Here is a 214-nt window from a genome sequence, read left to right on the forward strand (position 1 = left end):
CACCAATTGCTCTCTGATATTCTTCACCTTGGTATAATGTGAAGGCATATCCAAATAATGAGTGAATATCTTTTTGTTCCTCTAGGCCTGCTTCATAATAAGAAATTGCCTTTTGTTCTTCACCTTTACTACTATATAATTCTGCTAACCCAAACGTAATAACAGGTTCATCAGGCATCATTTCTTTCGCCTTTAATAGTTTTTGCTCTGCTAC

1 pseudogene is annotated in these 214 nt (G+C 35.5%); it reads right to left on the reverse strand.

Features of this window, described 5'->3' with window-relative positions:
- Window positions 1-214, reverse strand: a pseudogene (locus tag MR170_RS32065) (tetratricopeptide repeat protein); the annotation flags it as partial.

The organism is Bacillus cereus group sp. BfR-BA-01524, from assembly GCF_022662595.1.
Classification (GTDB): Bacteria; Bacillota; Bacilli; order Bacillales; family Bacillaceae_G; genus Bacillus_A; species Bacillus_A thuringiensis_S.